This window comes from Pseudomonas entomophila (genome assembly GCF_018417595.1).
Lineage (GTDB): Bacteria > Pseudomonadota > Gammaproteobacteria > Pseudomonadales > Pseudomonadaceae > Aquipseudomonas > Aquipseudomonas entomophila_C.
The window spans coordinates 1,675,175-1,697,607 of the sequence record NZ_CP070982.1; the positions used below are offsets into that span (position 1 = coordinate 1,675,175).

21 protein-coding genes and 1 pseudogene are annotated in these 22,433 nt (G+C 63.9%); 10 read left to right on the plus strand and 12 right to left on the minus strand.

Annotated elements, in window-relative coordinates:
- The first annotated feature begins 5 nt into the window (after positions 1 to 5).
- A complete protein-coding gene (locus tag JYG34_RS07400; RefSeq protein ID WP_213660111.1) occupies positions 6 to 1,355 on the plus strand; it encodes a TolC family outer membrane protein in 1,350 nt (449 codons plus the stop codon).
- 108 nt (positions 1,356 to 1,463) lie between these two features.
- Here the strand turns inward: JYG34_RS07400 and JYG34_RS07405 are convergent, their stop codons facing one another.
- Entirely contained in the window at positions 1,464 to 2,657 is a 1,194-nt protein-coding gene (locus JYG34_RS07405) for an MFS transporter (protein WP_213660112.1), read from the minus strand.
- 108 nt (positions 2,658 to 2,765) lie between these two features.
- Between JYG34_RS07405 and JYG34_RS07410 the strand changes: the two genes are divergently transcribed.
- On the plus strand, positions 2,766 to 3,644 hold the full coding sequence (locus tag JYG34_RS07410) for a LysR family transcriptional regulator (RefSeq protein ID WP_213660113.1): 879 nt from the start codon (positions 2,766 to 2,768) through the stop codon (positions 3,642 to 3,644).
- 134 nt (positions 3,645 to 3,778) lie between these two features.
- Here the strand turns inward: JYG34_RS07410 and JYG34_RS07415 are convergent, their stop codons facing one another.
- Entirely contained in the window at positions 3,779 to 4,528 is a 750-nt protein-coding gene (locus tag JYG34_RS07415; protein ID WP_213660114.1) for a 3-oxoacyl-ACP reductase family protein, read from the minus strand.
- Positions 4,529 to 4,652: 124 nt separating this feature from the next.
- Between JYG34_RS07415 and JYG34_RS07420 the strand changes: the two genes are divergently transcribed.
- Positions 4,653 to 5,585, plus strand: a complete 933-nt coding sequence (locus JYG34_RS07420; protein WP_213660115.1) for a LysR family transcriptional regulator — start codon at positions 4,653 to 4,655, stop codon at positions 5,583 to 5,585.
- Between the two features lie 20 nt (positions 5,586 to 5,605).
- On the opposite strand, the gene JYG34_RS07425 is transcribed toward JYG34_RS07420, so the two are convergent.
- Positions 5,606 to 6,088 (minus strand): GreA/GreB family elongation factor, encoded by a 483-nt coding sequence (locus JYG34_RS07425; RefSeq protein WP_213660116.1) that lies wholly within the window; start codon positions 6,086 to 6,088, stop codon positions 5,606 to 5,608.
- Positions 6,089 to 6,090: 2 nt separating this feature from the next.
- Positions 6,091 to 6,489: a hypothetical protein gene (locus JYG34_RS07430; RefSeq protein WP_213660117.1), complete on the minus strand. Its 399-nt coding sequence runs from the start codon at positions 6,487 to 6,489 to the stop codon at positions 6,091 to 6,093.
- 124 nt (positions 6,490 to 6,613) lie between these two features.
- Here JYG34_RS07430 and earP point away from each other — a divergent pair, with 124 nt between their 5' ends.
- Together earP and efp are read left to right on the plus strand one after the other, a co-directional pair.
- On the plus strand, positions 6,614 to 7,747 hold the full coding sequence (earP, locus tag JYG34_RS07435) for an elongation factor P maturation arginine rhamnosyltransferase EarP (protein ID WP_213660118.1): 1,134 nt from the start codon (positions 6,614 to 6,616) through the stop codon (positions 7,745 to 7,747).
- Between the two features lie 48 nt (positions 7,748 to 7,795).
- Positions 7,796 to 8,365 (plus strand): elongation factor P, encoded by a 570-nt coding sequence (gene efp / locus JYG34_RS07440; RefSeq protein WP_012271109.1) that lies wholly within the window; start codon positions 7,796 to 7,798, stop codon positions 8,363 to 8,365.
- Positions 8,366 to 8,480: 115 nt separating this feature from the next.
- Here efp and JYG34_RS07445 read toward each other — a convergent pair whose 3' ends face one another.
- From JYG34_RS07445 to JYG34_RS07455, 3 genes are all read right to left on the minus strand, one after another.
- Positions 8,481 to 8,909 (minus strand): organic hydroperoxide resistance protein, encoded by a 429-nt coding sequence (locus tag JYG34_RS07445; protein WP_011532840.1) that lies wholly within the window; start codon positions 8,907 to 8,909, stop codon positions 8,481 to 8,483.
- A gap of 131 nt (positions 8,910 to 9,040) precedes the next feature.
- Positions 9,041 to 9,496, minus strand: coding sequence for a MarR family winged helix-turn-helix transcriptional regulator (locus JYG34_RS07450; protein ID WP_213660119.1), 456 nt, complete (start codon positions 9,494 to 9,496; stop codon positions 9,041 to 9,043).
- Between the two features lie 55 nt (positions 9,497 to 9,551).
- A complete protein-coding gene (locus JYG34_RS07455) occupies positions 9,552 to 10,508 on the minus strand; it encodes a LysR family transcriptional regulator (RefSeq protein ID WP_213660120.1) in 957 nt (318 codons plus the stop codon).
- A 111-nt stretch (positions 10,509 to 10,619) separates the two neighbouring features.
- Here JYG34_RS07455 and JYG34_RS07460 point away from each other — a divergent pair, with 111 nt between their 5' ends.
- Positions 10,620 to 11,369, plus strand: a complete 750-nt coding sequence (locus tag JYG34_RS07460; RefSeq protein WP_213661127.1) for a sulfite exporter TauE/SafE family protein — start codon at positions 10,620 to 10,622, stop codon at positions 11,367 to 11,369.
- Positions 11,370 to 11,468: 99 nt separating this feature from the next.
- Here the strand turns inward: JYG34_RS07460 and JYG34_RS07465 are convergent, their stop codons facing one another.
- Complete coding sequence (locus JYG34_RS07465) at positions 11,469 to 12,320, minus strand: LysR substrate-binding domain-containing protein (RefSeq protein WP_213660121.1); 852 nt, start codon at positions 12,318 to 12,320, stop codon at positions 11,469 to 11,471.
- Between the two features lie 96 nt (positions 12,321 to 12,416).
- On the opposite strand from JYG34_RS07465, the gene JYG34_RS07470 reads away from it, so the two are divergent.
- Together JYG34_RS07470 and JYG34_RS07475 are read left to right on the plus strand one after the other, a co-directional pair.
- Positions 12,417 to 12,635 carry a DUF1127 domain-containing protein gene (locus JYG34_RS07470; protein ID WP_213660122.1) on the plus strand — a complete coding sequence of 73 codons (219 nt, stop codon included), beginning with the start codon at positions 12,417 to 12,419 and terminating at the stop codon, positions 12,633 to 12,635.
- 143 nt (positions 12,636 to 12,778) lie between these two features.
- A complete protein-coding gene (locus JYG34_RS07475; protein WP_213660123.1) occupies positions 12,779 to 13,999 on the plus strand; it encodes a winged helix-turn-helix domain-containing protein in 1,221 nt (406 codons plus the stop codon).
- On the opposite strand, the gene JYG34_RS07480 is transcribed toward JYG34_RS07475, so the two are convergent.
- Positions 13,980 to 15,326: a class II 3-deoxy-7-phosphoheptulonate synthase gene (locus tag JYG34_RS07480; protein WP_213660124.1), complete on the minus strand. Its 1,347-nt coding sequence runs from the start codon at positions 15,324 to 15,326 to the stop codon at positions 13,980 to 13,982. The two genes, JYG34_RS07475 and JYG34_RS07480, sit on opposite strands and share 20 nt — an antisense overlap.
- 119 nt (positions 15,327 to 15,445) lie before the next feature.
- Here JYG34_RS07480 and JYG34_RS07485 point away from each other — a divergent pair, with 119 nt between their 5' ends.
- Positions 15,446 to 16,201, plus strand: coding sequence for a spermidine synthase (locus JYG34_RS07485; RefSeq protein ID WP_213660125.1), 756 nt, complete (start codon positions 15,446 to 15,448; stop codon positions 16,199 to 16,201).
- Between the two features lie 398 nt (positions 16,202 to 16,599).
- A pseudogene (locus tag JYG34_RS07490) lies at positions 16,600 to 18,322 on the plus strand (DEAD/DEAH box helicase).
- A gap of 307 nt (positions 18,323 to 18,629) precedes the next feature.
- On the opposite strand, the gene JYG34_RS07495 reads toward JYG34_RS07490, so the two are convergent.
- From JYG34_RS07495 to JYG34_RS07505, 3 genes are all read right to left on the minus strand, one after another.
- Positions 18,630 to 20,807 carry a lipase family protein gene (locus JYG34_RS07495; RefSeq protein ID WP_213660126.1) on the minus strand — a complete coding sequence of 726 codons (2,178 nt, stop codon included), beginning with the start codon at positions 20,805 to 20,807 and terminating at the stop codon, positions 18,630 to 18,632.
- A 3-nt stretch (positions 20,808 to 20,810) separates the two neighbouring features.
- Positions 20,811 to 21,584 (minus strand): hypothetical protein, encoded by a 774-nt coding sequence (locus JYG34_RS07500; RefSeq protein ID WP_213660127.1) that lies wholly within the window; start codon positions 21,582 to 21,584, stop codon positions 20,811 to 20,813.
- A 70-nt stretch (positions 21,585 to 21,654) separates the two neighbouring features.
- Positions 21,655 to 22,428 carry a hypothetical protein gene (locus tag JYG34_RS07505; protein ID WP_213660128.1) on the minus strand — a complete coding sequence of 258 codons (774 nt, stop codon included), beginning with the start codon at positions 22,426 to 22,428 and terminating at the stop codon, positions 21,655 to 21,657.
- Positions 22,429 to 22,433 lie beyond the last annotated feature (5 nt).

A 22,433-nucleotide genomic window follows, 5' to 3' on the forward strand; every position in this document is an offset into this window, starting at 1 on the left:
GCCCAGTGAAGAAGTTCCCACTGATCGGGCTGCTGGCAGCCTGTGCCTGGCTGCCGGTGGCCGCCGAGGCGGCCATGGGGCCGTTCCAGATCTACGAGCAGGCGCTGCGCCGTGACCCGACCTACCTGGCCGCGTTCAAGGCCCAGCAGGCCGGCCAGGAGTACCGCGCCATCGGCCGCGCCGGCCTGCTGCCAACCCTGAACTACAACTACAACAAGGGCCGCAACGACTCCAAGGTGAAGTACCTGGGGGATTCGCGGCGCCAGGAAGAAGACCGCAACTACAACAGCATGGGCTCCAGCTTCATCCTCCAGCAGCCGCTGTTCGACTATGAGGCCTACTCGGCCTACCGCAAGGGCGTGGCCCAGGCGCTGTTCGCCGATGAAACCTTCCGCGACCAGAGCCAGCAGTTGCTGGTGCGGGTGATGACCAGCTACACCCAGGCCTTGTTCGCCGAGGACCAGATCGGCATCAGCGTGGCCAGCAAGCAGGCCTACCGTCAGCAGTTCCAGCAGAACCAGCGGCTGTTCGATGCCGGCGAAGGGACCCGCACCGACATCCTCGAAGCCCAGGCCCGCTACGAGCTGGCCGATGCCGAGGAGATCCAGGCGCGCAACAACCAGGATGCTGCCCTGCGCGAGCTGGGCGCGTTGATCGGCGAACCGGCCGTGCGCGTCGAGGACCTGGCACCGCTGCGTGTCGGCTTTGCCCTGCCGATGGTCGACCCGACGGGTTACGGCGCCTGGCAGGAGCGTGCCCTGGCCAACAATCCGCAACTGGCTTCGTCACGCCAGGCCCTGGATGTGGCGCGCTACGAAGTGGAGCGCAACCGTGCCGGGCACTTGCCCAGGGTCACGGCCTTCGCCACTTCGCGGCGCCAGGAGTCGGACAGCGGCAACACCTACAACCAACGCTACGACACCAACACCGTGGGGATCGAGGTCAGCGTGCCGATCTTCGCCGGCGGCGGGGTGTCGGCCTCGACGCGTCAGGCCAGCCGTCACCTGGAGCAGGCCGAGTACGAGCTGGACGGGCAGACCCGCAGCACCCTGATCGAGCTGCGCAAGCAGTACAACGCCTGCGAGTCGGGCGCTAGCCGCCTGCGCGCCTATGAACGGGCGCTGGTGGCGGCCGAGGCGCTGGTGGTGTCTACCCGCAAGAGCGTGCAGGGCGGCGAGCGGGTCAACCTGGACGTGCTCAATGCCGAGCAGCAACTGGCCACCACCCGGCGCGACCTGGCCCAGGCGCGGTATGACTACCTGCTGGCGTGGATCAAGCTGCACTACGAGGCGGGGGTGTTGAGCGAGACCCAGCTGGCGCGGGTAGATGAGGCGTTTCTGGGCGGCAAATCCTGAAGGGGAACCTGTAGGGGCGGCTTCAGCCGCGATGCACGCAACGCGGTATCTGCCAGCCGCTTTGCGGGTGATCGCGGCTAAAGCCGCTCCTACGGAGGCTGTGTCAGCTCAATGGGCTGCGCTGGGCGCCACCTTCACCCGCCTGCGCTCTGCCAGCCCCCACACCACCAGCGCCAGGGCGCCGATCACCAGCCCGGCGACGACGATCCCCATCCAGCCATGCACTTCGAACAGCTGCGTCCCCAGCAACGAACCCAGCGCGCCGCCGATGAAGTAGCAGGTGATGTACCCGGCGTTGAGCCGCGTCCGCGCTTCAGGGCGCAGCGCGATCACCGCATTCTGGTTACTCACATGGATCAACTGCACCGCCAGGTCCAGCATCAGCACGCCCACCAGCAGCGCCACCAGCGAGCTTTGCGCAAAGCCCAGCGGCACCCACGACAGCAACAGCGCCACCAGCCCCACCGTGGTCCCCAGCGCGCCCTTGCCACGGTCGGCCAGGCGCCCGGCCCAGTTGGCCGCCAGCGCGCCCACCGCGCCGGCCAGGCCGAACAGGCCGATCACCGCGTCGGAGTAGTGGTAGGGCTCGCTGCTCAGCAGGAACGCCAGCGGCGTCCAGAACAGGGCGAACAAGCTGAACGCCAACAGCCCCAGTAGCGAGCGCAGGCGCAGCACCGGCTCTTCGACGAACAGCCGGAACACCGAGCCGATCAGCGCCGGGTATTTCAGGCCGGCATGGCTGTGGTGCTGCGGCAGGCTGCGGTACAGCGCCAGGGCGGTGATCGCCATCAGCACCGCGGCCAGCACGTAGATGCTGCGCCAGCCGCCCAGCTCGGCCATGAAACCGGCGGCAGTGCGGGCCAGCAGGATACCCAGCAGCAGGCCGCTCATCAGCGTGCCCACCGCGCGGCCGCGTTGTTCCGGGGCGCTCAGGGCGGCCGCCAGCGGCACCAGCACCTGCGCCACCACGGAGAACAGCCCGGTCAGCGCCGTGCCGAGGATCAGCCACGGCAGGCTCGGCGCGTAGGCGCTGATCACCAGGCCCACGGTAGCGATCAGCACCATGGTCACGATCAGCCGGCGCTGCTCGAACAGGTCGCCCAGCGGCGCCAGCAACAGCAGGCCGGCGCCGTAGCTCAGTTGCGCGGCGATGACGATGGTGCCGGCGCTGGCGGTGCTCAGGCCGAACTGCTCGGCAATGCTGTGCAGCAAGGGTTGGGCGTAATAGTTGCTGGCCACGGCCAGGCCGGTGGCGGTGGCCATCAGCAGGATCAGGGCGCGACTCAATGTCGGGGTGTTCATGGGCAGTCTCGTTGCAGGCAAGGTGGAATGTGGCCAAGTATCAGGAAGTGTCAGGCATGACACCAATGTATAGTTTTCACGTTATCCATCTCGAAAGCAGATAGAACGATGAACCTCAAGCAGCTCGAGTACGCCCTGGCCGTGGCCGACACCGGCAGCTTCACCCGCGCCGCCGAGCGCTGCCATGTGGTGCAGTCGGCGCTCAGCCATCAGGTGGCCCGTCTGGAGGCGCAGTTGAATGTCAGTTTGTTCGAGCGCAGCTCGCGCCGGGTAAGGCTGACACCTGCCGGCGAAGCCTTCGTGCTCAGTGCCCGGCCGGCGGTCGAGGCCGCCCGGCGTATCGCCGATGATGTGGCCGCGGCGTGCGGGCAGGTGCGCGGGCGCCTGTCGATCGGTGAGATCAGTTCGCTGACCGCCCTGGACCTGGTCGACCTGCTGGCAGTGTTCCACCGCCGCTATCCGGATGTGGACGTGCGCTGGCTCACGGCCAAGAGCGAACTGCTGATGGCCGATGTCTGCGAGCGGCGGCTGGATGTGGGCTTCGTCGGCCTGTGGCAAGGCGAGGTGTTGCACGGTGTGCAGCATCGCCTGCTGGCACGGGAGGAACTGGTGGCGGTGCTGCCGACGGCGCACCGGCTGGCCGGCGCTGCGCAATTGACCTTGGCTGACCTGGTCGATGAAGTGCTGGTGGACTTTCCCGAAGGGACCGGCGCACGGCGGCAGACTGACGAAGCGTTTCAGGCGGCGGGGGTGAGGCATCGGGTGCAGTTCGAGATCGGCCATGTTCGCCTGGTGGAAAAATTCGTCCAGCGCGGCATGGCCGTGGGGCTGGTACCGGAGCGGATCGCCCGGGGGTTCGAAGGGGTGGCCATGGTGCGCTTGCTGGATGCGCCGGTGCGGCACCTGTATGCGGTGTGGTCACCCAGCCCGACACCGGCGGCGCGAGCGTTTCTCGAGGTGATGGAGCAGCACCTGGTGTCGGGTTGAGTCTTCGGTTGCCTGCACTGGCCCCTTCGCGGGCAAACCCGCTCCCACAGGAAAATCACAGCCCTCTGGCCCCATGAGTAATCTGTGGGCGCGGGCTTGCCCGCGAAAGGGCCGGAACAGGCGGCCCGTCTGGATCAGGCAGCAAAACCACCATCGGCCGTCAGGCTGGCGCCGGTGATGTAGCCCGCCTCAGGCCCCGCCAGATACGCGACGAAACTGGCAATCTCCTCGACCTTGCCATATCGCCCGATGGCCATCAGCGGGATCAGGCTGTCGGCGAATTCGCCCTTGGCCGGGTTCATGTCGGTATCGACCGGCCCAGGCTGGACGTTGTTCACGGTGATGCCCTGTGGCCCCAGGTCGCGCGCCAGGCCCCGGGTCAGGCCAACCAGCGCCGACTTGCTCATGGCATACGGCGCGCCACCAGCGAAGGGCATGCGCTCGGCGTTGGTGCTGCCGATGTTGATGATCCGGCCGCCCTGGCCCATGTGCTTCACCGCCGCCTGGGTGGCGACGAACACGCTGCGCACGTTGACCGCCAGCAGGCGATCGAAGTCGTCCAGGTCGAATTCGGCCACCGGCGCCACGGCCAGCACGCCGGCGTTGTTGACCAGGATGTCGAGGCCACCGAAGGCCTTGACGGTATCGGCCACCGCTTGCTGCACCGCACCGGTATCGGCGCTGTCGGCGCGCAGGGCCAGGGCCTGGCCGCCTGCATTGATGATCTCGCCGGCCAGGGCTTCGGCGGTCTGGGTGGAGCTTACGTAGGTGAAGGCGACCTTGGCGCCGTCCTGGGCCAGGCGGCGGACAATAGCCGCGCCGATACCACGGGAACCGCCCTGGACGAGGGCCACTTTACCGCTGAGGGGAAGTTGCTGGGACATGCTGATCTCCTGCATTCAAGCAAGGCCGGATGCCTTGGATGGGCGCAGTATCCGCCCAGGATTATCTGCTGATAAGATCGCAATCACTATCAGCAGAGTAAACCTTTGGTTGTGAATGAGTGCCATGGAGTCCTTCAGCAGCCTTGAATGCTTTATCCGCAGCGCCGAGGTAGGCAGTTTCGCCGAAGCCGCCCGGCGCCTGTCGCTGACCCCGGCCGCGGTGGGCAAGAACGTCGCGCAACTGGAGGCGCGCCTGGGGGTGCGGCTGTTCCAGCGCAGCACCCGCAAGCTCACCCTGACCGAAGCCGGGCAGCGCTTCCTGGGGGAGGTGAGCGACAGTTTCCGCACCATCCAGTACGCCGTCGCCAACCTGGCCAGCGCCGAAGGCCAGCCGGCCGGGTTGCTGCGGGTGAGCATGGGCACGGTGTTCGGGCGGCTGTATGTGTTGCCGCTGCTGGGCGAGTTCTTGCGTCGTTACCCGGCGATCACCCCGGACTGGCACTTCGACAACCGTCAGGTCGACCTGATCGGCCAGGGTTTCGATGCCGCCATCGGCGGTGGATTCGAGCTGCCGTTGGGCGTGGTGGCGCGCAAGCTGACCCCGGCCCACCGGGTGCTGGTGGCGGCGCCGGGTTATTTGCAGCGGCACGCCCAGATCGACCATCCACAGGCATTGCAGGCCCATGAAGGTATCCTCATCCGCTCGCCGCAGACCGGGCGAGTGCGTTCCTGGCCGCTGACCAGCCGCTGGCAGGAGCAGTGCCCGCTGCAATTGCCGCAGAGCATGACCATGAGCGACTCCGACGCCGCTTGCGCCGTGGCCGAGCAAGGGTTGGGCATTGCCTTGGTGAGCCTGCCGTTCGCTGTCCCTTACCTCACCGCCGGGCGGTTGAGCCGGGTGTTGCCTGACTGGTACGTGGATGATGGCAACATCAGCCTGTACTACGCCGAGCACAAGCTGCTGCCGGGCAAGACCCGGGCGTTCATCGATTTCGTGGCGGAGCAGTTCGCCGAGCAGGGTTTGGCAGAGCGGTTCAACGCTTTACAGCCCCTGTGAACCTTGTGCAGGAGCGGTGTTCAGGTGACTTCGATGATGACCTGGATCTGGGTGATTCCGTTCACCACCAGGCTTACCTCGTCATCTACTCGCTTGCCAACCAACTGCTGCCCCAGCGGAGCTCGCGAGGTGATCACCGTCACCAGCGAGTCACCCTCGCCAATCTTCAGGCCGGCGCCTTCCGGCCCGAGGAACAATTGGCGCTGCTGGCCATCCTCGTCTTCCAGCGTCACCAGGCAGCCGATCTGGATTCCCCGCGCCGGGTCGTAATCACGCAGCACCATCTGCTGGTAGGTCAACAGCGCCTGGCGGATCTCGGCGGTACGCCGGGCCTGCCCGGTGGCCAGGTATGACGCCTCCAGCCCCAGGGTGTCGTACTTGTTCTCGGCGATGTTCTCTTCGGCGGTGGCCGCCTCGTAGGCGGTCTGGGCGGCGCGGCGCAGCACCTCCATGTCGTGCTCGAGGGTGGCGATGATGCGCGGGAGCAGGCTGGCCTTGTCCATGGTCAGTAGCAGAACTCCAGCACGTTGGCCTGGCTTTTGTCGGTGGGGGCGGTGCGGTTCTGTTGCAGCCAGAACTGGCACTTGGGGTTGTTCAGGTTGCGCGGGCTGCCCTGGGCGGCATCGGCGGCCTGTTGCAGTTCCTGCTTGTGCAGGATGTCCTTGTAGCGCTCGAACATTTCGGCCTGGGCATCCGCTGGCAGTTGCGGCGCCGCAGTGGGCGCGGGCTGGACGATGGCCGGCGCGACGGCCTGGGCCACCGGTTGCGCGTGCTCCGGCCACAGACGCAGGGCCAGCCACAGGCTCAGGGCGATGGCCACGGCGCCCAGCCACAGGCCGAAGGCGACGCACAGGATCAGTTGCATGGGTTTCAGGGTGATCTTCAGTTCGCGGGGGCGGGGCATGGCGGCCTCCTGACAGGCGGTTCGGTGGCGGCATTGTCGCATGGGTGCGAGGATATTTTGCTTTTGTCCGCGCGTAATTATCCGCAGAATCCGCGGTCTTTTTCGCAGGTAACGGAACGTGGCCATGAAAACCACCTGGGACATCTTCTGCACCGTCGTCGACAACTTCGGCGATATCGGCGTGACCTGGCGCCTGGCCCGGCAGTTGGTGGCCGAGCATGACCTTGCCGTGCGCCTGTGGGTGGACGACCTGGCGGCCTTCGCGCGCCTGTGCCCCGAGGCCGACACGGGGGCAGGCCGGCAATGGCAGCACGGTGTCGAGGTCTGCCATTGGCCAAACGAATGGCAGGCCGCCACACCGGCCCAGGTGGTGGTGGGCGCGTTTGCCTGCCAACTGCCCGAGGGGTACGTCGAGGCGATGGCCCGGCAGCCCACGCCGCCGTTGTGGTTGAACCTGGACTATCTCAGCGCCGAAGACTGGGTGGAGGGCTGCCACGGATTGCCATCGCCCCAGGCCAATGGGCTGCGCAAGATCTTCTTCTTCCCGGGTTTCACCGAGCGTACCGGCGGTTTGCTGCGCGAGGCTTCGTTGTTGCCGCGCGGCGAACTATTCCGGCACGGGCCTGGCGAGCGGGAGAGCTTCCTTGCCGGGCTGGGTATCCAGGCCCAGGCGGATGCCCGGTTGATTTCGCTGTTCGCCTATGAGAATCCGCAACTGGGCAATTGGCTCGACGTGCTGGCGGCCGATGCGCATCCCACCCATCTGCTGGTACCCCAAGGGCGCATCCTGGGTGACCTCGGGCAATGGCTGGGTGAGCCGGGCCTGCCCGTGGGGGCGGTGCATCGGCGTGGCGCGTTGACCGTGCAGGTGCTGCCGTTCGTCAGCCAGGACGACTACGACCGACTGCTGTGGAGCTGCGATTTCAATGCCGTGCGCGGCGAGGATTCGTTCGTGCGCGCGCAATGGGCCGGCGTGCCGATGCTGTGGCACATCTATATCCAGGAAGAGAACGCCCACTGGGAAAAACTCGAGGCGTTCATGGCCCTGTATTGCGCTGGATTGTCCGAGGCCGCCGGCCAGGCCCTGGCCGGCCTGTGGCGGGCCTGGAACATGGATCGGCCAATGGGGCCGGCCTGGCAAGCCTTGCAGCCGCACTGGCAAGAACTGCGCGAGCATGCCCGCCAGTGGTGCGCGGCGCAGGCCGCTCAGCCGGACCTTGCCACGAAGCTGGTGCAGTTTTACCGAAATTCGCTATGATACGCGGCCTCGATTTTTATAAATCCATCCAGATTCGGATACTTCGTAATGAAAACTGGTAAAGAACTGAAACCCGGTACCGTTCTGCGCATCGATAACGATCCGTGGCTGGTTCAGAAAGCTGAATTCACCAAGTCGGGCCGTAACAGCGCGATCATGAAGACCAAGCTGAAGAACCTGCTGACCGGCTACAAGACCGAAACCGTATACGGTGCGGACGACAAGCTGGACGACGTGATCCTGGATCGCAAAGAAGCGACCCTGTCGTTCATCAGCGGTGACTCGTACACCTTCATGGACACCACCGACTACACCATGTACGAACTGAACGCCGAAGACATCGACGCCGTTCTGCCGTACATCGAAGAAGGCATGGAAGACATCTGCGAAGCCGTCTTCTTCGAAGGCCGTCTGGTATCGGTAGAACTGCCGACCACCATCAGCCGTCAGGTCGTCTACACCGAGAACGCCGCCCGTGGCGACACCTCCGGCAAGGTGATGAAGCCTGCCAAGCTGAAGAACGGCACCGAGATCCAGGTTGCCGACTTCATCCAGATCGACGAGTGGATCGATATCGACACTCGCGACAACAGCTTCAAGGGCCGTTCCAAGAAGTAATTGCTTCTTGCGATGCGCATGAAAAACCCGGCCTTGGCCGGGTTTTTTTGTGCCTGTGAAACCTGTGGTGGCTGCTTCGCGGGCAAGCCCGCTCCCACAGAGGCGCGGTGCGGTCTCAGACCGTTACATGCAAGCGCACATCCACATTGCCGCGGGTGGCATTGGAATAAGGGCAGACTTTGTGCGCCTTCTCCACCAGCCCTTCGGCATCGGCCTGGGCCAGGCCCGGCAGGTTGATGTGCAGGTCGATGTCCAGCCCGAAGCCGCCTGGGATCTGCCCGATGCCCACCTTGGCGGTGATCGACGCATCGGCCGGCAGTGCCTTCTTCTCCTGACCCGCCACGAACTTCAGCGCGCCAATGAAGCAGGCCGAGTAACCGGCGGCGAACATCTGCTCGGGGTTGGTGCCTTCACCGCCCGCGCCACCGAGCTCCTTGGGGGTGCTCAGCTTGACCTCCAGCTTGCCGTCGCTGGAGCGGGACTTACCGTCGCGACCACCAGTGGAGGTGGCTTCTGCGATGTACAGCGGAGTGACCTTTTGCATCTTGAGCCTCGCTTGTGTGCTGTGCGCCTGGGGCGCTGAGTGGGTACGGGAATTAAATTAGCGCGCAATTGTTTAGTGCGCAAGATAATTATTCGGCCATTCGTCGACGCGGCCAGTTCACAGCATAGTCGTCAGAGGTTTTCTTGCAGGTGCGCGCGCAGGGCCAGCAGGTCGGCCTGGAGTTTGCGCAGTTGCTCGGCGCTTTGGCCGCTGGCCTGCAGGATGCAGTGGGGCACGCGCCGGGCTTCGGCCTGCAAGGCCCGGCCCTTGTCGGTCAACTGCACCAGGACCACGCGTTCGTCCTCGCGGCTGCGGCTGCGCTTGAGCAGGCCTTCGCCTTCCAGGCGTTTGAGCAGCGGCGTCAGCGAGCCTGGATCGGTGAGCAGGCGCTGGCTGATTTCGCCCACGGTCAGCCCATCCTGTTCCCACAGCACGAGCATGGCCAGGTACTGCGGGTAAGTGAGGCCCAGGGCTTGCAGCAGGGGCTTGTAGACCTTGGTCATCAGCAGCGAGGTGGAGTGCAGGGCAAAGCAGACCTGGTTGTCCAGCAGCAGCTCGGCGCAGGGGGCTTGGGTGTCGGCGTTCATGCAGGTCCTTGAGTTGTCTGAGTTGTAAAATCTAGCACGCGAATGTCTTGCGCGCTCACTGCCAGCGCAGCTCGCTGCGCAGGGCCAGGTCCCAAGGGGGCACCGGGCTGAATCGGCTCTTGAGGAATTCGAGCAGCAAGCGGCTGCGAGAGTTCGTTTCATGTTCCAGGCGCAGGGCATAGATGCCGCTGGTTTCCGGTTCGGGCAAACCGTTGTCGCAGAACAGCGGGATCAACTCGCCACGCAACAGGTAGTCACTGATCAGCCAGGTGGGCAGGTGTGCGACACCCAGCCCGGCCAGGGCGCCGAACAGCAAAGTCTCGGCATTGTTGGCGGCCATGCGCATGCGCGCCGGACGGTACAGGCGCACCTGGCCGTCGATGGAGAAGCGCCAGGCGAAAGGCGGGGCCAGGCCATCCCAATCGAGGCCGTCATGCCCAGGCAGCTCGCTGGGGCAGGCCGGCACCCCGCGGCTGGCCAGGTAGGCGGGGCTGGCGCAGGCGATGCGCACCATGTAGGCCAGCGGCGTGGCGACCAGGCGGGTGTCGGCCAGCGGGCCGGCGCGCAGCACCAGGTCGACTTCGCCCAAGTGGCTGCCATGCAGGTCGACGAAGCTGTCGATCAGGCGCAGTTGCACGTCGAGCCCGGGGTAGGCCACCAGGAAGTCGGCGATCGCCGGGGCCAGGTGGCGGCGGCCAAAGGCGGCTGGGGCGTCGATGCGGATCAACCCCTCGGGGGCGTTGCTCAGCGACACCGCCTCGGCGCGGGCCAGGCGCAATTCCTCGATGATGCGCCGGGCCCGTTCGGCGAAGGCATTGCCCGCTGGGGTCGCGCGTACGGCATGGGTGCTGCGCGAGAACAGCCGGCTGCCCACGGCGCTTTCCAGGTTGTCGATGCGCCGCGCCACGGCGGAGGGGGTCAGCGGATGACGCCGGGCCGCGGCGGAGAAGCTGCCGGTCTCCAGTACGTCGAGAAACAGGCTCAGTTGTTCGGTGAGGATATCGGGGCTCATGGTAATGCCTATGCGAAATGCGCAAAGCCATTGTGCGCTGCTGTGCGTTTCCCCGCCAGCCGGCGCTGGTTAGCATGCCTGCATCTTTGAACGCGGGTGATCGAGGCACTGATGATCGAGTGGTTGATGTATATCGTGTTGGGCGCCGCGCTGGGCACCCTGGGTGGGCTGTTCGGTATCGGTGGCGGGCTGATCGCCATCCCGGCGCTGGGCGTGCTGTTCGGCCTTGACCAGCAACTGGCCCAGGGCACCGCGCTGGTGATGGTGGTGCCCAACGTGCTGTTGGCCTTGTGGCGCTACCACCAGCGCAACCGCATCGAATTGCGGCACGCGGTGCCGCTGTCGCTTTGCAGTTTCCTGTTCGCCTGGCTGGGCTCGATCTGGGCGGTGGGCATCGACGCCCAGTCGATGCGCCTGTACTTCGTCGGCTTCCTGGTGGCCTTGGCACTGTGGAACGTGGCGCGGATGTTCCTGCCGGTGAGGTCGCCGAGCAACGAGCTGCGCTACCCGTGGCCTTGGCTCGGCGTGCTGGGCAGCTTCGCCGGGACCATGGGCGGGCTGTTCGGCGTGGGCGGGGCGGTGGTGGCCACACCGATCCTGACCAGCGTGTTCGGCACCACCCAGGTAGTGGCACAGGGGCTGTCGCTGGCGCTGGCGGCACCGAGCACCATGGTCACGCTGCTGACCTACGGGTTGCACCAGAGTGTCGACTGGAGCGTCGGGGTGCCGTTGGCGGTGGGTGGTTTGCTCAGCATCAGCTGGGGGGTGAAGTTGGCCCATGCGTTGCCGGAGAAGGTGTTGCGCACGCTGTTCTGTGTGTTCCTCGTGCTGTGTGCAGTGATGCTCGGGTTCGAACTTTAGATCGTCGCGGGCCACCGCCTGTAGGAGCGGCTTCAGCCGCGATCACCCGCGAAGCGGGGGCCACGCACCGCGCCGCCCGCATCGCGGCTGAAGCCGCTCCTACTTGAACCCTTCGACGATGTATTCGGCCATGCAGTCGGTGATCGGCGACTGGCTCTGCGTATTGCGCAGCAGCATCACATTGGCCATGTGCAGTTGCGGCAACCCTTCCTCTTCCCCGAGCATGCGCAGGTCGTCGCCCACCAGGCTGCGCAACTGCGCGGTCACCGCCAGCCCGGCGCTGACGATGGCGAAGATCGCCGCCAGGCTCGGGCTGGTATAGGCGATGCGGTACTCGATGCCGCGCTGCTCCAGCGCGTTGCAGGTCCAGGCGCGGCAGAAACAGTCGGTGTTGAACAGCGCCAGGGGCATCGGCCGTTGCTCTTCGGGGCAGAAGCCGTGCGCCGCAGCCCACACCAGGCGTTCCTGACGCAGCATCTGGCCCACTTCGTTACCCGGTTCGCGGGTGACGATGGTCAGGTCCAGGTCCTGGCGCAGCATCAGCTGCTTGGAGGAATCGCAATGCACCTCGACGTGGATCAGCGGGTAGTCCTGGGCGAAGCTGGACAGGATGGTCGGCAGGTAGCGCATGGCGTAGTCGTCCGGCGTACCAATGCGCACCACCCCGACCATGTGCGGCATGCGCAGGGTGTTGAACACCTCGCCATGCAGCTTGAGGATGCGCCGGGCATAGCCCAGCAGGACCTGCCCCTCGGCGGTCAGGCGCACCTGGCGACCATCGCGTTCGAATAGCTGGCGCTGCAGGATGTCCTCCTCCAGGCGCTTCATCTGCATGCTGACCGCCGACTGCGTGCGGTTGACTACCTCGCCGGCACGGGTGAAGCCGCCTTGCTCGGCGATAGCGACGAAGGTGCGCAGCACGTCGGCGTCGAGACTCTGATACTGGGACATTGCATCAATCTCCGAGATGCATGGCATCAGAAACATTCGTTGGATTGATCTTAGGCCTGGGACGAGACTGGAGCCATCCACAAGGAGGGCGTCAAGATGAAAGGTCATTTCAACGTTGCTCACCAGCCTGTGTCCACCTTGAACCACTGGCTGCACGGGGCCGGCGGGTTGCTGGTGCGCTGGTACGAACTGCATCGCCAGCATGATGAACTGGCGCGCCTGAGCGATGCCACGCTGCACGACCTGGGGCTGTCGCGGGCCGATATCCAGCAGGAGGCCGAGCGGCATTTCTGGGAGGATCCGTTGCGTAAATGAGTCGGTGAAAGCTTCGCGGGCCTCTTCGCGGCTGAAGCCGCTCCTACGGGTTCACTGTTGCTCCCGGGCTATCGGTGAACCTTTGGGAGCGGCTTCAGCCGCGAATGCTATGGTGCATACACCATCAACCGGAGGTACATTCATTGCCCCTCGAACTGTCCACCCAGCAGGCCCGTCGCCTGGCCTTGTCCGCCCAGGGCTTCGGCAAATCGCCCGACACCCCGGCCACCCTGGCCAATCTCAAGCGCATGCTCCAGCGCCTGGGTGTGGTGCAGATCGACTCGGTCAATGCCTTGGTACGTTCCCATTACCTGCCGCTATTCTCCCGTCTGGGCGACTATTCGCCCGCCTTGCTCGACCAGCTTGCCTGGGGCAAGAGGCGCCAGCGCCGGCTGTTCGAATATTGGGGGCACGAAGCCTCGCTGTTGCCGCTCGAGCTTTTCCCAGCCATGCGCTGGCGCATGGCGCATGCCCGCGAAGGCAAGGGCATCTATCGGCAACTGGCAACCTTCGGCCGCGAGCGTCGCGATGTGATCGAGCGGGTGCTGGCAGCCGTGCGCGACCAGGGCGCGCTGGGTGCGGGCAGCCTGTCGACCCGCGAGGAGCGGGCCGGCCCCTGGTGGGACTGGAGCGAAGAGAAGCACGCACTGGAATGGCTGTTCGCCGCAGGCGAGGTCACCGTGGCCGGGCGCCGCGGCTTCGAACGCCTCTATGACCTGCCGGAGCGCGTTCTACCCTCGGCGATTCTCGATCAACCGCCCCCGGATGAGCGCGAGGCGCACCGGAGCCTGCTGTTGCATGCGGCCACTGCCCTGGGCGTGGCCACCGAGCAGGACCTGCGCGACTATTTCCGCCTGTCGCCGCAACAGAGCAAGGCCGCCGTCGCCGAGTTGCAGGAGGAGGGGCACCTGCAGGCTTGCACGGTACAAGGCTGGAAGCAGCCCGGCTACCTGGCGGGGACGCCACGGATACCCCGACGCATCGCCGCCAACGCCTTGCTCTCGCCCTTCGATTCGCTGGTCTGGGAACGCAGCCGCACCGAGCGGCTGTTCGACTTCCGCTACCGCCTGGAAATCTACACGCCAGCGCACAAGCGGGTGTATGGCTATTACGTGCTGCCATTTCTGTACAAAGAACGCATCGCCGCACGTCTGGATCTGCGTGCCGAGCGCGCCCAGGGGCGCCTGGCGGTGCATGCGGTGCACGAGGAGCAAGTGGGGTTGAACGAGGAGGGCTACCAGGCGTTGGCCACTGAATTGTGGCGCCTGGCAGGCTGGCTGGGCCTGGAGCAGGTGCAACTGAACTGCCCCCGCACTGAGGGCAGCCGGCTGCGTCAGGCGTTGCTCAGCGGCGCACCTGCTTGAGGGTTTCGGCGATCAGGAAGGCCAGTTCCAGCGACTGGTCGGCGTTCATGCGCGGGTCGCAGTGGGTGTGGTAGCGGTCGGACAGCGCGTCCTCGGTGATCGGGCGGGCACCGCCGATGCACTCGGTGACGTTCTGCCCGGTCATCTCGATATGGATGCCGCCGGCGTGGCTGCCTTCGGCCTGGTGCACCTGGAAGAACTGCTTCACCTCGTCGAGAATCTGCGCGAAGTCGCGGGTCTTGTAGCCGCTGCTGGCCTTGATGGTGTTGCCGTGCATCGGGTCGGAGCTCCACAGCACCTGGCGCCCCTCGCGCTGGACGGTGCGGATCAGCCCTGGCAGGTGGTCGGCGACCTTGCCGGCGCCCATGCGCACGATCAGGTTGAGACGGCCTGGGTCGTTGTCCGGGTTGAGCACGTCGATCAGGCGGATCAACTCCTCGGTGTTCATGCTCGGGCCGACCTTGACCCCGATCGGGTTGTGCACGCCGCGCAGGAACTCGACATGGGCGCCGTCGAGCTGGCGGGTGCGGTCGCCGATCCACAGCATGTGCGCCGAGCAGTCGTAGTAGTCGCCGGTCAGGCTGTCGCGGCGCACGAAGGCTTCTTCATAGTTGAGCAGCAGCGCTTCGTGGGCGGTGAAGAAACTGGTTTCGCGCAGTTGCGGCGCGGTGTCCAGGCCGCAGGCGCGCATGAATGCCAGGGTTTCGTCGATACGGTTGGCCAACTGGTGGTACTTGTCGGCCAGCGCCGAGTTGGCGATGAAGTCCAGGTTCCACTTGTGCACCTGGTGCAGGTCGGCGAAACCGCCCTGGGCGAAGGCGCGCAGCAGGTTGAGGCTGGCGGTGGCCTGGTGATAGGCCTGCAGCAGGCGCTCGGGGTCGGGGATGCGGCTGGCGGCGTCGAAACCGATGCCGTTGACGATGTCGCCACGGTAAGCGGGCAGGGTGATGTCGCCGATGGTCTCGTCGCCCGAGGAGCGCGGCTTGGCGAACTGGCCAGCCATGCGCCCGACCTTGACCACCGGGCAGCCGGCGGCGAAGGTCATGACAATCGCCATTTGCAGCAGCACCTTGAAGGTGTCGCGGATCTTCGCCGCCGAGAACTCGGCGAAGCTTTCGGCGCAGTCGCCACCCTGGAGGAGGAAGGCCCGGCCCTGGGTGACCTCGGCGAACTGCCGGCGCAGCTCACGGGCCTCGCCGGCGAACACCAGCGGCGGATAGCTGGCCAGCGTCTGCTCCACCTTCAGCAGGTGGGCGGCGTCGGGGTAGATCGGTTGCTGCTGGATCGGCAAGGCGCGCCAGCTGTCGGGGGTCCAGGGTTGGGTCATCGAATGCTCTATCCATAAGTGTCGGTTCGGTCGTACCTGCCATGGTACCGCTGGCGGTGCGCTTGTTGCACCACCGGCATTGGCGGACAATACGCGTTTTGCGCGGGCAGGTGGTAGGGATGGCGATGGAGCGGGAAGAGCGGCTGCTGGCCCGGGTCGAAGATGCCTTTGGCGTGATCAGCGTGTACGAAGTGGAGGATTACCGCTTCCTCGAGTTCGGTGACGCCATCGAGCAGAGCTGCACCTTCGTCGCCGACCCGAGCTGGCTGGAGTACGACTACACCCGCGCGATGCTGGTCGGCGCGCTGTGCCATGAACAGCCGGAGAGCGCGCTGTTCCTGGGCCTGGGTGCCGGCACACTGACGCAAGCCTGCCTGAAGTTCCTGCCGCTGGAGGATGTCGAGGCCATCGAGCTGCGCCCGGACGTGCCGCGCCTGGCCATGGAGTACATGGGGCTGGACGACGACCCGCGCCTTTACGTGCGGGTGGGTGATGCCATCGAACTGCTGCCCACGGCGGAAAAGGCCGACCTGTTGTTCGTCGACCTGTATACCGACACCGGGCCCGGGGTCGGGCACCTGGCCTGGGGCTTCCTGGAGAACTGCCAGAAGCAGCTCAACCCCGGTGGCTGGCTGGTGATCAACCAGTGGGCGGGGGATGACGGCAGGCCTCTGGGCGCGGCCTTGCTGCGCGGCCTGTACCACCGGCACTACTGGGAGTTGCCGGTGAAGGAGGGCAACGTGATCCTGCTGGTGCCGGCCGATCTCGATCAAGCGCTGGATATCGATGGGCTGCGGGCCCGGGCCGAGGCGCTGGCGCCGCAGTTGGGGTATTCGCTTGAGTACCTGATCAAAGAGGTTCGCCCAGCGACCTGAGCGGGTATCGGCGTTGTCTTTTTCGCGGGCAAGCCTGTTCCCACAGGTATTGCGCCGTGCTCAACGGCAGCGGTGTGCCTGTGGGAGCGGGCTTGCCCGCGAAGAGGGCGCCGTGAATATAACGGGAAACGTTTCAGCCGCCGTCAGGTGCTAGCCGAATATTGGCCTGTTACCTGAAATATTTCTCACGGTTTTCGCCAGATTCGGGTATAGTACGCGCCGGTCTTTTAGCGGACCTCAAAATCAGGTGGTGCAAATCCTCCGAATCCAGCTTCGGCTGCGCGTCCGCTAGGCGGACCTTCCCAAGACGTTCCTATTTCAATCGTTTTCGCAAATCCCCGCCGCCAAAGCTGCCTGGGTGACCGTTTGGTCTTTCAAGGCATGTGCAGCTTTGGAGCATGGGTCTTTGCGGATGCACCTAGAGGCAGACCCATGACCCAGGAAACCGGCGGATTCGCCGCTCTCGAACTCAATCCGAACATCGTTGCTGCCGTCCTGGCCACCGGCTATGAAGAGCCGTCGGCCATCCAGCAACAGTCGATCCCGATCATCCTCGCCGGTCATGACATGATCGGCCAGGCGCAGACTGGCACCGGCAAGACCGCTGCCTTCGCCCTGCCGATCCTCAACAAGATCGACGTGAGCAAGCGCGAACCGCAAGCCCTGATCCTGGCGCCAACCCGTGAGTTGGCGCTGCAAGTAGCCACCGCTTTCGAAACCTACGCCAAGCAGATGCCGGGCGTTAACGTGGTGGCCGTGTACGGTGGTGCCCCGATGGGCCCACAACTGCGTGCCATTCGCAATGGCGCACAGATCGTCGTCGCCACCCCGGGCCGCCTGTGCGACCACCTGCGTCGTGACGAGAAAGTCCTGTCCACCGTGCAGTACCTGGTACTGGACGAAGCCGACGAAATGCTCAAGCTGGGCTTCATGGACGACCTCGAAGTGATCTTCGATGCCATCCCTGCCTCGCGCCAGACCGTGCTGTTCTCCGCCACCCTGCCGTCGTCGATCCGTTCGATCGCCGAGCGTCACCTGCGCGAGCCCAAGCACGTCAAGATCCAGAGCAAGACGCAAACCGTCACCGCGATCGACCAGGCCCACCTGATGGTCCACGCCGACCAGAAGATCCCGGCCGTGCTGCGCCTGCTGGAAGTGGAAGAGTTCGACGCGCTGATCGCCTTCGTGCGTACCAAGCAAGCCACCCTGGACCTGGCCGCCGCGCTGGAAGCCAAGGGCTACAAGGCTGCCGCGCTGAACGGCGACATCGCCCAGAACCAGCGTGAGCGGGTGATCGACTCGCTCAAGGATGGCCGCCTGGACATCGTCGTCGCCACCGACGTCGCCGCCCGTGGTTTGGACGTACCGCGCATCACCCACGTGTTCAACGTCGACATGCCGTACGACCCGGAGTCCTACGTGCACCGTATCGGCCGTACCGGCCGTGCCGGTCGCGAAGGCCGTGCGCTGCTGCTGGTCACCCCGCGTGAGCGCCGCATGCTGCAGGTTATCGAGCGCGTCACCGGGCAGAAGGTCGCCGAAGCGCGCCTGCCGAACGCCCAGGCCGTGCTGGATGCCCGCATCAAGAAGCTGACCAACAGCCTGGCGCCGCTGGTAGCCGAAGCGGAAGCCACCCATGGCGAACTGTTCGACCGCCTGACCGCCGCCCTGGGCTGCAGCCCGCGTGCACTGTCCGCCGCCCTGCTGCGCAAGGCCACCAATGGCCAGGCGCTGGACCTCGCTACCGTCGAGCGCGAGCAACCGCTGGTGCCCACCTACACCCCGCGCGAGCGCAGCGGTGAGCGTACCGAGCGTGGTGAGCGCAGCGACCGTGGCGACCGTGGTGACCGCGAGCGTCGCGCGCCGATGCCGCTGGCCGAAGGCCGCGTGCGTTGCCGTACCGCCCTGGGTGCCCGTGACGGCATCGCCGCCAAGAACCTGCTGGGCGCGATCCTCAACGAGGGTGGCCTGGCCCGCGACGCCATCGGCCGCATCCAGGTGCGTGACAGCTTCAGCCTGATCGAGCTGCCGGAAGATGGCCTGGAGCGTCTGCTGACCAAGCTCAAGGACACCCGCGTGGCTGGCAAGCAGCTGAAGCTGCGTCGCTACCGCGAGGATTGATCCTGGCGCTGCAATGAAAAAATCCCCGGCCTTGGTCGGGGATTTTTTTTGGGTGGCGGGTGATCGTCCTGGGTTTTGAGGTGGTGCGCAGATCGAGCGCCGCCGTGCGGCGCATCGCGGATAAATCCGCTCCTACATGCGTTGCAACGGGCCCTGTTTGTACGACGCGGCCACCTGCCTGTAGGAGCGGATTCATCCGCGATGCGCCGCGCCCGCGGCGCTCGATCTCGAATGCGCTGTAAATCTTGTGACAAGCCCATGCCTACCAAAAAATCCACGCCCCTACAGCTTTGCAAAGCGCCATCTTTCAGATGAGGTCCAGCGGGTCGTCCAGGCTGGCGAGGATCTGTTCGTAAGTAACCACTTCAATGTCCGGCAGCTTGGGCTTGATCTCGGTCGGTGCCTGGGCCAGCAGTTCCAGGCGCTGGTTCCTCGGGTGCGCCTGCCAGCGGCCCAGGGCCTCTGCGAGTTGCGGCTGGCCAGCCAGGGAGCCGTACACGTCCTTTTCGCTGATGGGCCTGTGGCGCAAGGTGGCCATGCGCTGGCGGGTGGCCTGGATCTGCTCCATCTCGTGGCTGAGCATGCCAAGTTCGAGGGCCCTGCGCGCCGGCTGGGTGCGCAGAAGGGTGGCGTGGCGTTTGGCGAACTGTGCCCTGATCGCCTCCAGGGTTTCGTCGATCAACGTGAGTTCGCGCAGGGTCACCGCTGGGGTCTGGTTGCCCAGGGCCTGCTGGTAGCGGCGCAAGGTCGCCCAGCAGCCGGGGACATAGCTGGCGACCATGGTGTGGTCGCCAGCCCCCAGCATCTGGCCAAGCAAGGCCCGCTCCGGAAGCCCGTTCTCGGTGTTCAGCACGCGGTTGCACAAGCCGCGCTCGGTGATGGCCTGGCAACCGGGCGACCAGAGGATCGCCGAACGCTCGCCACCGACGAAATGCACCGGCATGAAATGCCAAAGCTTGCCGTGGTGCTCGTATTGCTCGCCATCGCGGTTCACCAGCCCTGCCTGCAGCATGTCGAGGCCAAACGGTGCGCGGGCCAGGGTGGCGAGCAGGCCGGCCTTGAGCACGTCCCAGCGGGTGTTCAGCCAGGGCGGTGGAAGGCTGGGCACCGGGTCGTTGGCGAAGACGACCCGGTGGTGGACCAGGTCGGCGGCGCCATTCATGAAGGAGGTGTCGCCGGCGCGTGGGGCGCCGTAGGTGTAGAGCTGGAGAGTGAGGCCGGGGGTGGTGCGGCGTAGCATTTCGGCGAGTAGCAATGCCACGGCGCCGCCGAGGCTGTGGCCGCAGATGAACAGTTGTTGGGATTGGTAAAACCTGTTCAGGTAGAGTGTGGCGAATCGGTAGGCCTTCTGGGCTGATTCGTAGAAGCCCCGATGCACCTGTCCCTTGCCCTCTGTGAAAGGCACTTGCAATGCATCGACATCGCGTATGACGTCTTCGGGTATTTCGCTGGTGCCGCGGATGGCGATGACGATGACTTCGGCATTATGGGTAATGAATGCCTGGGTATCGGTGGAGTCGTTATCGCCCCTGTCGTCAAGGAAATGAATCTTGGCGGGATTCTCCTGATCTTTTCCCAATGCCGGGTCATTGGCAGCGTATAACTCAGGATCGAAAGGCACGATCTCCCAGCGCTCGGAATAAGGAACATCTTCGTACAGTGGGAAACACTCCTGCTGTTGGGAGGCATCTACCCGCCAGATTTCCTCGGAGCTGGCCAGTGCCTTGCCAAACCAGTTACCTATGGTTGGCACATGGGGGAAGCTGACTGTGGATGCCAGCACCGGGTGCTCGGCCGGTTTCTGGCCGAAGGGGGTGTAGCTGAGCGTTGCCATCAAGGCCAACTGGTACAGGTTCAGTGCACAGAATGCGGGATCGAACGACAGCATCGGCCTGAGTGCCCGCAGCGGGCGAACCTCCAGTACGGTGTGCTTGCCTGGCATCAGCCCGACGCCGTATCGACCATGTTCCTCCATGAGCACGTTGATAGCTTTTGAGGGAGGGAAGGCGCGTGCGGACAGGGGCGGGAGATGACTGTTATGGCGTACGAGTTCTCGGACTTCTACTTGATAGAAGTGGTCGGCGTGGGCTTGGGCTGGATTGCTGGTGGTTCTGGAGGCATCACGATTCAGGTGGCGGGTGTTCTCGGCGCGTACCTGAAGCTCGGTTATTTTCAAAGGATAGTCTTCACGCGTCCTTAAGGTTGTATGAATTTTGCTCTTTTCAGAAAAATCGTTTGTAAAAAGCAACGAGACTGGACCGATAAAGTGGTTATGTGCTTCGCCTTTGCCATTGGAATCTAAATAGCCACTATATTGCTCGCCTTCAATGTCGAATATTTCAAAAAATATGCCGGCATAAGGCGTGCCATCCCCGTTCTCGTCAACCAGTTGAAGGCTTGTCTGCTCTCCCCGGGTAGGGCAGGTCAGCATTATGCTATTTAAGGGTGAAAGTAATTCCTCACTCAACTTGTTGCCTGTGCTCATTGGTTACTCCTTGCAACCTGGGTAGATAGTGCAAAGCCTTCCATCGGGCATGATGAATTCGCTGAAGTCTGTGTGGTTGCCCCAGCAGTAAGCATGTAGATCTGCCATTCCCTCGCCTAGACATCGCTTCCAACCATTGGGGAACTCTATCCAAGTATCTTTGAAGTAGGGGCGTTCGGTGTCCGCTAGACGTAAATTCATTCTGATTATTTTGCCGGGTAATTGATCCAGCGTGTAAGCGGCAAAAGGCTTGCCGCGGCCTTTCTCTCCGCGTTCATTGTCTTTTTTGCAATCGAGGATTTTGCGGATTCTTCTGTCTTCACCGGCTGTGCGGAACAACCATTGGCAAACCCCGTAAAAGGTGTCCTCGGTGCCGGACTGCAACGTGCGCCGGTATTTTTCTTCCAGCGTTAAATAAGTGCCGATGTTGGCCGAGTCGCCATGTTGTTGATGAAATTTTTCGCCATAGGTTGCATTGATCGTGATTTTTATCTGGCGCAGTACCATCTGACAGCCTTTGATGACTTTGCGGATTTCGACAACGGCTACCGGGTTGTAGGCTTCTCGCCAATTTTGATTGAATGACGGCATGGTCCGGCGCCAATCTGTCACCGAGCAGTCTTTTTCAGGGTCGGGTACATACACCGTCGAGGCGGAGTAGGAGAAATGGGCGGGTAGTTCGCCGATCAATGTGAAGGTGTTAGATTCCTTTTCGGTGCATCCAATCATTAGCGTGATGCCTGCACACATAAAACTTTTGATTGCAGTATTTTTCATCATTGCCTCTGTGCTAAAGTCAAGATTCGCCTAAGCAAACGATCCATATGGGTTTGGCTGTGCTCATTTATTACTCCTTGCAGCCTGGATAAATAGTGCAAAGCCTTCCATCGGGCATGATGAATTCGCTGAAGTCTGTGTGGTTTCCCCAGCAGTAAGCATGAAGATCTGCCACTCCCTCGCCTAGGCATCGTTTCCAGCCGTTGGGGAACTCTACCCAGGTATCTTTGAAGTAGGGGCGCTCGGTGTCCGCTAGTCGTAAGTTCATTCTTATTGTTTTGCCGGGTAGTTGATCCAGCGTGTAGGCCGCAAAAGGCTTGCCACGGCCTTTCTCTCCGCGCTCATTATCTTTCTTGCAATCAAGAACTTTTACAATATGTCGCTCCGCACTGGTTGTGCGGAACCGCCATTGGCATACCCCATAAAAGATATCTTCGGTGTCGGATTGCAGTGTGCGTCGGTATTTGTCTTCCAGTGTTACATACGTACCGATGTTGGCCGAGTCGCCGTCTTGTTGGTAGAGTTTATCGCCATATTTGGCGATAATATCGATCTTTATCCTGTCCAGTATCATCTGGCAGCCTTTGATGACTTTGCGGATTTCGACAATGGCTACCGGGTTGTACGGTACGCCTCGCTTCCGATTGAACGACGGCATGCTCCGGCGCCAATCGGTCACGGCGCAGTCTTTTCCCGGCTCGGGCACATACACCGTCGAGGCGGTATAGGAAAAGTTGGGGGGAAGTTCACCAATCAATGTGAAGGTGTTGGGTACCTTGTCGGTGTCTCCGGCCATTAGCGTGATGCCCACCCACATGAAACCTTTGATTGCAGTGCTGTTCATCTTTG